Annotated in this window: 13 protein-coding genes; 7 read left to right on the top strand and 6 right to left on the bottom strand. The window is 62.6% G+C overall.

From position 1 onward, the window contains the following. Positions 1-8: 8 nt before the first annotated feature. Complete coding sequence (locus M728_RS13240; protein ID WP_026620284.1) at positions 9-1,016, bottom strand: LLM class flavin-dependent oxidoreductase; 1,008 nt, start codon at positions 1,014-1,016, stop codon at positions 9-11. 170 nt (positions 1,017-1,186) lie between these two features. On the opposite strand from M728_RS13240, the gene ruvC reads away from it, so the two are divergent. The 4 genes from ruvC to M728_RS13220 all read left to right on the top strand — a co-directional run bounded on the left by ruvC (position 1,187) and on the right by M728_RS13220 (position 4,507). Next, positions 1,187-1,699 (top strand): crossover junction endodeoxyribonuclease RuvC, encoded by a 513-nt coding sequence (ruvC, locus tag M728_RS13235; RefSeq protein WP_026620283.1) that lies wholly within the window; start codon positions 1,187-1,189, stop codon positions 1,697-1,699. A gap of 69 nt (positions 1,700-1,768) precedes the next feature. Then, complete coding sequence (ruvA, locus tag M728_RS13230; protein ID WP_026620282.1) at positions 1,769-2,386, top strand: Holliday junction branch migration protein RuvA; 618 nt, start codon at positions 1,769-1,771, stop codon at positions 2,384-2,386. 175 nt (positions 2,387-2,561) lie between these two features. Next, positions 2,562-3,602 carry a Holliday junction branch migration DNA helicase RuvB gene (ruvB, locus tag M728_RS13225; protein ID WP_026620281.1) on the top strand — a complete coding sequence of 347 codons (1,041 nt, stop codon included), beginning with the start codon at positions 2,562-2,564 and terminating at the stop codon, positions 3,600-3,602. 2 nt (positions 3,603-3,604) lie between these two features. Beyond that, entirely contained in the window at positions 3,605-4,507 is a 903-nt protein-coding gene (locus tag M728_RS13220) for a metallophosphoesterase (protein WP_026620280.1), read from the top strand. A gap of 52 nt (positions 4,508-4,559) precedes the next feature. Here the strand turns inward: M728_RS13220 and M728_RS13215 are convergent, their stop codons facing one another. Genes M728_RS13215 through M728_RS13205 form a run of 3 tightly spaced genes read right to left on the bottom strand, consistent with a single transcriptional unit; the run spans position 4,560 to position 7,554 of the window. Continuing rightward, positions 4,560-5,462, bottom strand: coding sequence for an NAD(P)-dependent oxidoreductase (locus M728_RS13215; protein WP_026620279.1), 903 nt, complete (start codon positions 5,460-5,462; stop codon positions 4,560-4,562). After that, on the bottom strand, positions 5,459-6,337 hold the full coding sequence (locus tag M728_RS13210) for a glycosyltransferase (protein WP_026620278.1): 879 nt from the start codon (positions 6,335-6,337) through the stop codon (positions 5,459-5,461). Before M728_RS13210 ends, M728_RS13215 begins: the two co-directional genes overlap by 4 nt. Then, on the bottom strand, positions 6,334-7,554 hold the full coding sequence (locus M728_RS13205; protein WP_026620277.1) for an NAD-dependent epimerase/dehydratase family protein: 1,221 nt from the start codon (positions 7,552-7,554) through the stop codon (positions 6,334-6,336). The genes M728_RS13210 and M728_RS13205 overlap by 4 nt, the downstream gene beginning before the upstream one ends. Positions 7,555-7,679: 125 nt before the next feature. Between M728_RS13205 and ybgC the strand changes: the two genes are divergently transcribed. Further along, the gene (ybgC, locus tag M728_RS13200) at positions 7,680-8,138 is read left to right on the top strand and encodes a tol-pal system-associated acyl-CoA thioesterase (RefSeq protein ID WP_026620276.1); all 459 of its coding nucleotides are present in this window, start codon (positions 7,680-7,682) and stop codon (positions 8,136-8,138) included. A 39-nt stretch (positions 8,139-8,177) separates the two neighbouring features. On the opposite strand, the gene ligD is transcribed toward ybgC, so the two are convergent. Beyond that, positions 8,178-10,775, bottom strand: coding sequence for a DNA ligase D (gene ligD, locus M728_RS13195; protein ID WP_026620275.1), 2,598 nt, complete (start codon positions 10,773-10,775; stop codon positions 8,178-8,180). A 9-nt stretch (positions 10,776-10,784) separates the two neighbouring features. Next, positions 10,785-11,639 carry a Ku protein gene (locus tag M728_RS13190; protein WP_026620274.1) on the bottom strand — a complete coding sequence of 285 codons (855 nt, stop codon included), beginning with the start codon at positions 11,637-11,639 and terminating at the stop codon, positions 10,785-10,787. A gap of 367 nt (positions 11,640-12,006) precedes the next feature. Here M728_RS13190 and tolQ point away from each other — a divergent pair, with 367 nt between their 5' ends. Together tolQ and tolR are read left to right on the top strand one after the other, a co-directional pair. Further along, positions 12,007-12,726, top strand: a complete 720-nt coding sequence (gene tolQ, locus M728_RS13185; protein WP_026620273.1) for a protein TolQ — start codon at positions 12,007-12,009, stop codon at positions 12,724-12,726. 23 nt (positions 12,727-12,749) lie between these two features. Continuing rightward, a complete protein-coding gene (tolR, locus tag M728_RS13180; protein WP_026620272.1) occupies positions 12,750-13,202 on the top strand; it encodes a protein TolR in 453 nt (150 codons plus the stop codon). Positions 13,203-13,206 lie beyond the last annotated feature (4 nt).

Genomic DNA, 13,206 nt, shown 5'->3' with positions numbered 1-13,206 from the left:
TTCGATCGCTACACCGAGCCCAGTGTCTTAAGATGCCGCTGCGCATCACCAAACAGCTCCAGCGAATGCAGCCGCTTATCCATGTCAAAGATCGGCATGGAGATAATCAGCTCGTCCGCCTTGGTGAGATCGAGGAAAGCCGCGATCTTGCGGCGGATGGTTTCCGGGCCGCCGACGACCGCATAGGTCATGGCGTGATCGACGAAGATCTTCTCGTCCGCACTCCAGAGGCCGTCCATCGACTTGACCGGGGGCGGGAAGCGCCCGCGCGCATTGCGGCGAAGCGCCACGAAGGATTGCTGCATCGAGGTGAAGAGGTGGTTCGCCTCGTCATCCGTATCGGCGGCAACGCCCATGACGCCGACCATCACGTGGGGCTTATCCAACTGCTGCGACGGCGTAAAGCGCTCGCGGTAGATTTCGAGCGCGGAGAGCAGCATGTCCGGCGCGAAATGCGATGCGAAGGCGAAGGGAAGTCCGAGCATGCCGGCGAGGTGGGCGCTGAAGTGACTTGAGCCCAGCAGCCAGATGGGCACGTTAGAGTCCGCACCCGGCACGGCGATGATCTTCTGATCCTCCGTGATGGGCCCAAGCAGCGCCTGGAGTTCGACGACATCGTTCGGGAAATTGTTGGAACTCGCCTCCATGTTGCGCCGGAGCGCCTGCGCCGTCCGCATGTCGGTGCCGGGGGCGCGACCGAGGCCGAGATCGATACGGCCGGGATAAAGCGCTGCGAGCGTGCCGAATTGCTCGGCAATGACGAGCGGCGAATGGTTGGGCAGCATGATGCCGCCCGAGCCGACCCGGATGGCTTGCGTGGCCGCGGCCACGTGGGAGATCACGAGGGATGTCGCGGCGCTGGCGATGCCCTTCATGCCGTGATGTTCGGCCAGCCAGAAGCGCTTGTAGCCATTCTCTTCCGCGGCGATCGCCAGCCGGCGTGAATTCTCGAGCGATTGGGCGACGCTGCCGCCTTCGGTGATCGGCGAAAGGTCGAGAATGGAGAAAGGGATCATGACAACGCCTTTTTCATTAAGAGAAATTGATCGATCGCAATGTAGGTTCAAGTTTCCTAACGCCAAGGCTGCTTTCGCGATTTTCCGCGAAAGGGCAGCGTTTCTGTGCAATGTTTTTGTTTTGTTCACTTTTTGCTGGCAGCGTCCCCATGAGCGACATAGGGTGAGGCATGCAGAGCACGATTCGCATCATCGGCATCGATCCGGGATTGAGACGCACCGGCTGGGGGATTATCGAGACGCTTGGCAATTCGCTGCGTTTCGTCGCCTCGGGCACCGTGACGTCCGACGGCGAGATGGATCTCGCCTCACGACTCTGCCAGTTGCATGACGGGCTTGCCGAAGTGGTGCACGGTTATCAGCCGCACGAGGCGGCGGTGGAGCAGACCTTCGTCAACAAGGACGCGACGGCGACGCTGAAGCTCGGCCAGGCGCGCGGCATCGCCATGCTGGTTCCGGCGCGAGCGGGCTTGAGGGTCGCGGAATATGCGCCGAATGCGGTGAAAAAGGCCGTGATCGGCGTCGGCCATGGCGAGAAGCAGCAGATCCATATGATGCTGAAGGTCCTGATGCCGAAGGTCGAGTTCAAAGGCAACGATGCCGCCGACGCGCTCGCCATCGCCATTTGTCATGCGCACAATCGCCAGGCAATCACGAGCCGGCTGGCGGCCCTTGCAGGCTAGTTCACTCGCCGGAATTTCTTTAAGTGGTTACGCACAGAGCCTCCAAACAATCCAGAAAGACGAAGCCAGATGATCGGCAAGCTCAAGGGCACCATAGACGAGATCGGTGAGGATCACGTGGTTCTCGACGTGCATGGTGTCGGATACGTCGCCCATTGTTCGGCGCGCACGCTCGCGAAGCTCGGACGGGCGGGAGAGGCGGCGGTGCTCTTCATCGAGACTTATGTGCGCGAGGACCAGTTGAAGCTGTTCGGCTTCATGACCGCGATGGAACGCGAGTGGTTCCGCCTGCTTCAGAGCGTGCAAGGCGTGGGTTCCAAGGTGGCGCTGGCAGTGCTTTCGACGCTGACGCCGGGCGAACTCGCCAATGCCATTGCCCTGCAGGACAAGACGTCGATCTCGCGCGCACCGGGTGTCGGGCCGAAAGTGGCCGTGCGTATCGTCACCGAACTCAAGAACAAGGCGCCGGCCTTTGCCGGCGAGATGGCCCCGTCGATCGTACTTAGCCAAGAACTCGGCGAGGGCGTCGCCCCGGCGCCAATCGCCGACGCGGTCTCGGCGCTCACTAATCTCGGCTATTCGCGCGACCAGGCGGCGAACGCCGTTGCTGCGGCGCTGAAAAATGGCGGGGAGGGCGGCGACAGCGCCAAGCTGATCCGTCTCGGGCTGAGGGAATTGTCGCGGTGAGGGGAGGCAGGCCATTCTGCAGCCACAAAGACATTGGAGTAACGGGATCGTCAGCCGACCGCGCCTGGATTGGCTGCGGCACTCCCGGTATGGTTGAACACGGCAGTACGGCGATGATCGGCATTGACGCCTGCGTTTCCCATGACTGCGAATCAGCCCGAAATGGAAGTTTGAGATGAGTGAAGCCGCACGCTTGATTGCGCCGGAGAAACGGGGCGAGGATCTCGACGCGACGATGCGTCCGCAGTCGCTCGACGAATTCACCGGCCAGGCGGAGGCGCGCGCCAATCTCAAGATCTTCATCGAGGCGGCGCGCAATCGCGGCGAAGCGCTCGACCACGTCCTATTCGTCGGGCCGCCCGGTCTCGGCAAGACGACGCTTGCGCAGATCATGGCGAAGGAGCTCGGGGTAAATTTCCGCTCGACCTCGGGGCCGGTCATCGCCAAGGCCGGCGACCTCGCGGCGTTGCTCACCAATCTAGAAGAGCGCGACGTGCTCTTCATCGACGAAATCCACCGTCTGAACCCGGCCGTCGAGGAAATCCTCTATCCGGCCATGGAGGACTTCCAGCTCGATCTCATCATCGGCGAGGGGCCGGCGGCCCGTTCGGTGAAGATCGATCTCGCCAAATTTACACTCGTGGCGGCGACGACCCGCCTCGGGCTCCTGACGACGCCGCTGCGCGACCGCTTCGGCATACCGGTTCGGCTCAATTTCTACACGGTCGAGGAATTGGAACTGATCGTCCGGCGCGGTGCGCGGTTGATGGGTCTCGGCATGACCGATGAGGGTGCGCGCGAGATCGCCCGCCGGGCGCGTGGCACGCCCCGCATCGCCGGACGGCTCCTGCGCCGGGTGCGCGATTTCGCCGAAGTCGCGCGCGCCGAGGCCGTGACCCGGGAGATCGCCGACGAGGCACTGACGCGGCTCTCGGTCGACAATATGGGGCTCGATCAGCTCGACCGCCGCTACCTGACGATGATCGCCCACAATTTCGGCGGCGGGCCGGTCGGCATCGAGACGATCGCGGCAGGTCTTTCCGAGCCGCGCGATGCCATCGAAGACATCATCGAGCCTTATCTGATCCAGCAGGGCTTTATCCAGCGCACACCACGCGGCCGCGTGCTGACGGCCAACGCCTGGAAGCATCTCGGCCTCAATCCGCCGAAGGATCTCGAGGCAACGCAATTCCGCCTGACGCTCGAGGACGACTGACGATGATCACCCGCCGCGGCTTCATGAAATTGTTCGGCGGCAGTTTCGCGAGCTTCGCGGCGCTCGGCAGCTATGGCTTTGCCGTCGAGCCGCTCGCGCGTCTCAATATCGCGCGGTATCGCCTGACGCCACCCGGCTGGACGCCCGGTCTCAAGCTCCGCATCGTGGCTCTTGCCGACCTGCACGCCTGCGAGCCCTGGATGCCAGCGAGCCGGATCGTCTCCATCTGCGAGCGAGCGAATGCGCTCAAGGCCGATGTCACCGTACTCCTCGGCGACTATGCCTCCGGAATGAATCTGGTCACCCGCTATGTTCATTCGAGCGAATGGTCGAAGGCATTGGCGACGCTTCAAGCCCCGCTCGGCGTTCACGCCGTCATGGGCAATCACGACTGGTGGGAAGACAGGACCGCGCAGCAGAACGGCGGCGGCGAGACTTTCGGCCATCGCGCGCTTGCGGGCGCCGGGATCGAGGTCTACAGCAACCGCGCCGTTCGGCTCGAGAAGGACGGCTTCGGCTTTTGGCTCGCGGGACTAGAGGATCAACTCGCGCTGCGCCCCGGCAAGATCTGGAGCCGGCGGCGGATGACCGGGCTTGATGATCTCGACGGCACGCTGCGACATGTCACCGACGACGCTCCGGTCATCCTGCTTGCGCACGAGCCGGATATCTTTGCGACCGTGCCCTCGCGGGTTTCGCTGACGCTTTCCGGCCACACCCATGGCGGGCAGGTGCGTTTCGTCGGCCATTCTCCCGTCGTGCCTTCCCGCTTCGGCAACCGTTACGCCTATGGCCATATTGTCGAAGAGGATCGAAACCTGATCGTCTCGGGCGGTCTCGGTTGTTCGATCGCCCCGATCCGCTTCGGGGTGCCACCGGAGATCGTGGTGGTCGATCTCGGATAGGCAGGTCCTGGCGCTTTCGCCCTCATTCGCCCGCCGGCGGTGATAGTCAAGCTCATGATGACCGCATGTCCCCGGCCAATTCCCGGATGGTCGCCGCCAGCCGCTCGCTTCCGCCCGGCGCCCAGCCAAGGGCGCGCAGCCTGTCGGTGGACATCACCTTGAACCCGCTCCGCTCAGCCGCCGGCGGCAAGGGATGGGGACAGCCGGTCGTCGACTGTAGTGCGGAAAGGATTTCGCGGTTGTCGGTCAGCACGTCCGAGACGTTGAAGACTTTGCCGGAGACTTTCGCCGCGTCGGTTTCCAGCATCAGGCGAACGGCCTCAGCGAGATCATCGCCATGGACTTCCGTGCCGATGCGCGGCGCGACAGGTTTGCCGGCGAGATAATCGGCGAAGAGCCCGCTCCATTTGTGTTTCCGGCCGGGACCTGCGGGGCCATATATGCCGGTGACGCGCAGGCTGGCGGTGACGAAGCCGTGGCCGGCAGTCGCTTTTAATGCATCCTCGGCGGCAAGCTTCACTTGCCCGTAGAGCGTGTCGGGCTCAGCGGGCGACGTTTCGTCGAGGACAGGCGATGCTGTCTCATCATAGACGGCGCGGCTCGACAGAAAGACCGAGCGGCGCACGCCGGCGGCGCGAGCTTCTTCGAAGAGACGGACCGTGCCGTCGAGATTGGCGCGGCGGAAACCCTCGGGGTCATGGCCTTCGCCGCCGCGGTATTTGCCTTCGACATGCTCGAACGCGGCATGCACGAAATAGTAGACGTCGTCGAAAGCGGCGATCTGGTCCGCATCCGGATCGAGGCGCAGCGGAACATGAGGTACGGCTTGGGAGAAGTAGCCGTCCGCGGGCCGCGACCGGCCGCCGACCGTGACTTTGTAGCCGCTCGCAAGCAGATGCTCGACGATGAAGCGGCCGACATAGCCGGTGCCGCCAGAGACGAGAACGCGGGTCATCGCCCTGCAGCGCCGGCCGGAGCCGGATTCTCGAGCGCCGCGATGTCGGGAATGTTCTCGCCCGTCAGGTAGGCATGCCAGAGCTCGATCAGCGGACGCAGCGCTTCGGCGCGCGGATGGTCCTTCTCCCACGGTTTTTCATACTGGTAGTGAAGAACGCCGATCGATCGCCAGTCCCAGAGCGCCGGCAGGTTGAACCAGACATATTGCAGCATGTTCATCGTCACCGGCAGGCCGTGCCAATCCGGAAAGAAGCTCTGGAGAAACGTCTGATCCGTGCGCGGCCAGAAGGCGCCCGGTTGATCGAGCGCCACAAGCATCTGATCGAAGGTCGCAAGTGACGGCTCGGCAACGAAGACGCCGGAATTCAGGCGATGGAAGTCCGCAAGGCTCTCATAGACGTTCGGTGCGGCGGCAAATTCCGGATAGAGGAACAGTTTGTCAATATTGCGCAAAACCAATGCATCGGCGTCGATAAAGACGCAGCGGTCATACTCGACGAGCTGCCAAAGGCGGAGCTTGCAGAAATTGTCGAGCGGCGAGTGGAAGTCGGGCTTGCGGCCCTTGGTGAAGGGCGCCTGCTCATGGACGTTGCGGCGGGCGTGCCGGGCGTTGAATTCGTCCGAGAGCGGCAGGGGCTCCGTTCCGATGAGGCGACAGTCGAATTCGGTGAGCGGCTCCAGCGCGGCGGCATCCACCCCGCCGGTATGGAGCACGACGATATCAGCCGGCGTCCGCGTCAAGCGGATCGATCTTAATAACGCCCGTGCGCCGAGCGCGTAGTCGGCATTGGTGACGAGCGTCACGAAGGCATGGCGAGCAGCCATCGGAGAGGAGGGGCGGAGCCCCTCCGGAATGGCGACCGTGCCACTCATGAGACGGATTTCAGCCGCTTGCCCTCCGGATCGTGGTTGATCAAGGGAGCGATGTCCTTCGTCCAGGCCGAGACGGCCGGGACGCGCGAACGGTCAACGCGGTAGGCGAATTTCTTCGCCACGTCGACGATTTCGGAAAGCAGCCCGTCCTCGAGGCGAATGGGGTTGAGCCCGAGAGCCAGGAACTTCTCGTTGTGCACGACGAGATCGTTTTCCGCCGCCTCCTTGCGCGGATTGGGAAGCCAGGCGATCTCCGAGCCGGTCATCTTCGCGATCATCTCGGCCAAATCGCGGATGCGATGCGTCTCGGTCATCTGGTTGAAGATCTCGACGCGGCTGCCGCGCGCGGGCGGGTTATCGAGCGCGAGTTCGATGCAGCGGACCGAGTCCTGAATATGGATGAAGGCCCGGGTCTGGCCGCCAGTGCCATGGACCGTAAGCGGATAGCCGATCGCCGCCTGGATCAGGAAGCGGTTCAGCACGGTGCCGTAGTCGCCGTCATAGTCGAAGCGGTTGATGAGCTGCGGATGCCGGCGCGTCTGCTCCGTATGCGTGCCCCAGACGATGCCCTGATGCAGGTCGGTAATCCGGAGGCCGTCGTTCTTGGCATAGAACTGGAAGAGCAACTGATCCAGGCACTTGGTCATGTGGTAGATCGAGCCGGGATTGGAGGGATAAAGAATCTCCTGGCTCACCGTCTCGCCGCCCATCGTCTCGATACCGACCGGCAGGTAGCCTTCCGGGATCGCCGCGCCGACCGTCGAATAGCCGTAGACGCCCATGGTGCCGAGATGCACGAGATGGGCGTCGAGCTCGAGCTCGACGAGCGCGTTCAGGAGATTGTGGGTGGCATTGACGTTGTTGTTGACCGTGTAGTTCTTGTGCCGGTCGCTCTTCATCGAATAGGGCGCGGCGCGCTGCTCGGCGAAATGGACGATCGCGTCCGGCCGGTGTTCGGCGAGCCACTTCTTCATGAGCTCGTAGTCGCGGGCAAGATCGATGAGGTTGAAGTGAATGCGCCGTCCCGTTTCGGCGTGCCAGATTCGCGTACGCTCCTGGATGGAGTCCATCGGCGTCAGCGATTGCACGCCGAGCTCGGTGTCGATCCAGCGGCGGGAGAGATTATCGAGAATGTGGATGTCGTGGCCCGCATCGGACAAATGCAGCGCGGTGGGCCAGCCGACAAAACCATCACCGCCGAGGATTGCAATCTTCATGCAGGATTCTCCAGATCGGGAAGAGGACAAGTGCCCTGATAGGATAGGATTGTGACAAAGCTGCAATGCTTGCAATTGTCTTTTTGTTCCTGCACAGGAAAAGCAAAATCCTCCCGGAGAATGCCATGTCACTGATTTCGCTCGCCGGCGAGCTCACCGAGACCGGCCATCGATTGATCCAGCGGGTCTATTACGAAGACACCGACTTTTCTGGCGTCGTCTATCATGCACGCTATCTGCATTTCATGGAGCGTGCGCGAACCGATTACCTGCGGCTGCTTGGAGTGGAGCAGGCATCGCTTGCAATCGAAGGCGACCCGGAAGGTCTCGTCTTCGTCGTCCACCGGATGGAGATCGATTTCAAACAGCCGGCACGAATGGACGATGTCTTGACCATCGAGACTACGACCGAAAAGGCCGGCGGCGCCAAGATGGTGCTGCAGCAGGAAATCCGCCGCGCCGGTACGCTGCTGATCGCGGCCAAGGTGATCATCGCGGTGATCAACGGCCAGGGCCGACCGAGGCGCCTGCCAGAGGCGCTGGCGATCAAGTTCCTGTCGGCGGGGCAGAAAATCCCGGCCTGACGAGCCCGGCTCCCGTTATGCCGTCTCAGCGGTCGCCGTTCACACAGCGACGGCGCCCAGTATCTTTTTCGTCAGCGACTGGCTGATCTTGCCGATCTCCTGCCACGGGTCGGTGCCCGCGTCGATACGCTCAATTATAGCGGGAATTTCGAACGTGTTGGCGGCATCGAGCTCTTCGAGTTCCTCCCAGCCGACCGGTGTCGCGACCGGTCCGCCTTGGCGGGCGCGCGTGGAATAGGGGGCGATGGCGGTGGCGCCGCGATCGTTCCTCAGCCAATCGATGAATATCCGCCCCTTCCGCTTCGCCTTCGACATGGTGGCGACGAAATGGTCCGGATCACGCTCGGCGAACCCCTGCGCAACGGCCTTGGCGAAGCGTTTCGCCTCGTCCCATTCGGCGTGCGGACGAAGAGGCACGATAACGTGGACTCCCTTGCCGCCGGTCACCATTGCGACCGTCTTGAGGCCGATACTGACAAGTTCGTCGCGCAGGGTTGCTGCAGCCTTCTTCACGGTGGCGAAGTCGACGCTCGGATCGGGGTCGAGATCGAAAACCAGACGATCGGGCTTTTCCAGCCGGTTGATCGTTGCACCCCAGATGTGAAACTCCAGCGTGCCCATCTGCACGGCGGCGACGAGGCCCTTGGCATCGTGCACGTACATGTAGTTTTCGGTTTCTCCCGAGGCCTCCGTGATCGGCACTTCGCGGATGGCATCCGGGAAGCCATCGCTCGCGTGCTTCTGGAAAAAGCATTGCCGCTCTCCGCCCTGTGGGCAGCGCACCAGTGAAACGGGATGATCGGCGGCAAAGGCGAGCATTCGGTCGGCGACCACCCCATAGTAGCGGGCGAGGTCGATCTTGGTGATACCCTGACCCTTAAAGAGGATGCGATCAGGGTGCGAAATGCGGATGCCCAGCACATCGGCATCGCCCTCGGCGCGCGAAGCCTTGCTCGGCTTCGCCGAGGATTTGCTCTTGCCTGTCTGCGCTTCGGCGTCCGCCGGCTTTGGCGTTTCCAGTTTCACGGCCTTGGCCTCCTTGTCCTCGCGCAATCCCTCGAATGAGCCGTGGCGGACATGTCCGTCGGCCGTGAATTCGGTGAAGTCCACTTCCGCCACCAGATCTGGCGTCAGCCAGACGGCCTCTCGGCTTCGTTCCCGCGGCACCGTTTCGAATGGCGACGTGCGGCGCTTGCGCTTGGCGAAGGCGGCGGCAAGTTCGTCCATCGTTTCCCCGCTGAACCCTGTGCCGACCCCTCCTCGGTAGACGAGCTTCTCGCCCTCGAAAGTGCCGAGAAGCAGTGAGGCGAACGGGCGACCCTTCTTCGACGAGGGCGTATAGCCGCCGATGACGAATTCCTGCCGCTTCGTGCATTTCACCTTGAGCCAGCTTCGCGTGCGGCCACCTCGGTAAGGGGCGTTCGCCTCCTTGGCGATGATGCCTTCCAATCCGGCCCTGCACATGGCCGCAAGCACGTGCTCGCCGCTGCCACGGACGTGTTCACTGTACTGGACGGTGGCCGTAGGACCAAGCGACTCGAGGAGAGCCCTCAGTTTTTCCTTTCTTTCGACGAGCGGCTCGCGGCTCAGGTCCTTGCCATCGAGTTCCATCAGGTCGAAGGCGTATAGCCGGGTACCTGCACCGGTTCTGAGCGCCTTCTGAAGGGCGGAGAACTTCGAACCCGCGTCCGACAAGGCGACCACCTCGCCGTCGACCAGGGCGGATTTGCAGTCGAGCTCGGCGAGCGCGGAGGCGACCGTGGAGAATTTCTCGGTCCAGTCGAGCCCGTTACGCGTATAGCAGCGGACGTTCCCGCCGCCGACGGCGCATATCAGCCGGTAGCCATCGAACTTGGCTTCGTTCAGCCAACCGTCGCCAGCGGGCGCTTTCGTTACCAGGGTCGCGAGCTGCGGTGGCCTAAAAGCGGGAGGTTTTGCGGAGGATTTCCGCGCCGGGCGCTTTTGCGCCTTTTCATTCTCGGCAATTGCGCCCGCCTTCAGATTGGCCGCCACGCTCTTATCGGAGTGCCAGACATGCGCCCGTTTTTCCCCCTTGCCTTCGGCGATCTCGTTCATGGTGCGGCCGGTACGCACGCTGGTGAAGTTCTCCCGGATCAGGCTCTCCCCATCGTCCGAGGCGGCCTCGTCGGCTTCCTTGACCAGGAGCCAATTTTCGCGCTTTTCGCCCTCTCGCGGCCGCATGCGCACGAGCGCCCAGCCTCCGTTCATCCGGCTTCCGTGCAGCCGGAAGGTGAGCTTTCCTTCCTTGAGGCCCTCGTCAGGATCGTCGTCCGGCTCCCACCAGCCGGTGTCCCAGAGCATCACGGTGCCGCCGCCATATTGCCCTTTGGGTATCGTTCCCTCGAAATCGCCGTAAGCGAGAGGGTGATCTTCGGTTTGCACGGCGAGCCGCTTGTCTTCCGGGTTGAGGCTCGGGCCACGCGTGACCGCCCAGCTCTTCAGCACGCCGCCCCATTCAAGGCGGAAGTCGTAATGGAGCCGCGTCGCCTCATGTTTCTGGACGAGAAAGCGATTCTTTCCGGCGTGGGCTCGCACCATCGAGCCCCTCGGTTCGCGCGTTTTGGTAAAATCGCGGCGCCGATTGTATTCGGAAAGCGGTTCGTTGCGCGCGGCCATGGATGGTCCTCATGCCGATTTGCGCCGACCACGGCGCGAAGAAGATTGCGCTTTCGTCTGCGGTTTCTTGCCTTCGCCGCTTTCGAGGCTCTTCTTCAATGCAGCCATCAGGTCGACGACATTGTCGCCTCGCTTTTGAGGGCGCTCCTCCTCCTCGATCTCAACCCGCGCCGACTTGCCTTTCATCTTGCGCTTCACCAGCTCCTTGAGTGCCGCGGCGTAGTTGTCCTTGAAGGCTTCGGCGTTGAAGGGGGCGGTCTTGCGCTCGATCAGTGCGGTTGCGACGTCCAGGAGTTCCTTGTCGGCCTTCTTGCCGGAGATTTCGGAGAACATAGGGTCGGCTTTGCGCAGCTCGTCCGCATAGCGCAGCGTTTCCAGCAGGAGGCCATCGCCGCACGGCTTGACGGCGACGAGATATTCCCGGCCCCGCAGTGCCAGTTGCCCGAGCCCGATCTTATTCGAGGTCCTCAGCGCATCGCGCACGACGCGGTAGGCATCCTCTGCCAGCTCATCCGCCGGCACCAGGTAATAGGGCTTGTCGAAATAGAGCGGCGGAATATCGCCGGTGTCGACAAACTGAACGAGCTCCAACGTCTTCTTGGTCTCGAGCTTGACCGCGTCGACTTCCTCCGGCTCAAGCAGGACGTACCGGTCGTCGTCGTATTCATAGCCCTTGACGATGTCGTCGACGTCGACCGGCCCGATCCCTTCGACCACCTTCTGATAATGGATCGGCTTGCCGGAGGGCTTATGGATCTGACGGAAGGAAATGCTTGCTCCCGAGCGGGTCGCGCTGAAGAGCTCGACAGGTATCGAGACCAGTGAGAGACGAAGCTGCCCTTTCCACATCGCGCGGGGTGCCATGGCCGCACCTCAAGCTTCGCGGCGAGCGGATCGCCGCACTGGCTTTCTCCGCTTCTGTTTCGGCCGCCAGGCGCTCATTGCCCCCAAACGTGCAAGCACGGGCGAAGTTCCGCGCTGCAGCGGCCGTGAAGTGCCGTTCCGGTAACACTCCCTTAACGATAATGCTGTCTTAATCGGTGCATCAGGATTTGTGCAGTGCACGTCATCCTTTGACCAAAATTGACGGCAAGAAGGCAGGCTGAAGCGAATAGATCGCAATGCCGCGATGGGTGGCATACCGGGGCATTCTTTGCATCAGGACGTTTGGGCGACCCGGTCATGAGCATGAAGTGCTCTGCCGGGTGTTTGGATTCGGGGACTGAAATCGATGGAACAGGTTGGATTGGCCGCGACGAGCGATGTGACCCTCTGGTCGCTCTTCATGGAAGCGGGCTTGGTCGTGAAGCTGGTCATGCTGGGGCTGATTGGAGCTTCGGTCTGGACCTGGGCGATCGTCGTCGACAAAACCCTGAATTACGGGCGTGTTCGCCGCCAGCTCGACAATTTCGAGCAGGTCTTCTGGTCGGGGCAATCGCTCGAGGAACTCTACCGCACCCTTTCGGACCGGCAGACGACCGGCATGGGTGCGATTTTCGTTTCGGCGATGCGCGAATGGAAGAAGAGCTTCGAGCGCGGCGCCCGTTCGCCGATCGGCCTGCAGATGCGCATCGACCGTGCAATGGACGTGACACTTGCCCGTGAGTCCGAAGCGCTCGAGGCGCGGCTCGGCTCGCTCGCGACCATCGGCTCGGCCGCTCCCTTCATTGGTCTCTTCGGCACCGTCGTCGGTATCATGACCTCGTTCCAGGCGATCGCCGGTTCGAAGTCGACCAACCTCGCCGTCGTCGCGCCCGGTATCGCCGAAGCGCTTCTCGCCACCGCCATCGGCCTGCTCGCCGCTATTCCCGCCGTTATCGCCTACAACAAATTCACCGCCGACGCCGGCAAGCTGACGGCACGCATGGAAGCCTTCTCCGACGAATTCTCCGCCATCCTGTCGCGGCAGATCGACGAGAAACTGCAACCTTCGCGCCAGGCCGCGCAGTAACTTCGAGCACGGAGACCACGCTGATGGGTATGGCAGTTGGCGGAGCCAGGGGTTCGGGCGGCGGACGTCGCCGGCGTGGCGGTAGGAGAGGCGCGATCAGCGAGATCAACGTCACGCCGCTCGTCGACGTCATGCTGGTGCTTCTGATCATCTTCATGGTGGCGGCCCCGATGATGACGGTCGGCGTGCCGATCGACTTGCCGGAAACGCAGGCGAAGGCGATGAATGCCGACACTCAGCCGATCACCGTTTCGGTCAACCCCGCCGGCGAGATCTTCCTGCAGGAAACACCGATCGCGATCGACGAGGTCGTTCCGAAGCTCGAGGCGATCGCGACCACCGGCTATAACGAGCGCATTTACGTGCGCGGTGACACCAATGCCGACTACGGCACGGTGATGAAGGTCATGGCGCGCATATCGGCGGCCGGCTTCAAGAATCTCGGTCTCGTGACCCTCCAAGAACAGGAAAAGTGATCCC

This window comes from Ensifer sp. WSM1721 (genome assembly GCF_000513895.2).
Taxonomy (GTDB): domain Bacteria; phylum Pseudomonadota; class Alphaproteobacteria; order Rhizobiales; family Rhizobiaceae; genus Sinorhizobium.
The sequence above is the reverse complement of the archived record's forward strand: the minus strand, read 5'-3'. Positions and strand labels throughout refer to the sequence as shown.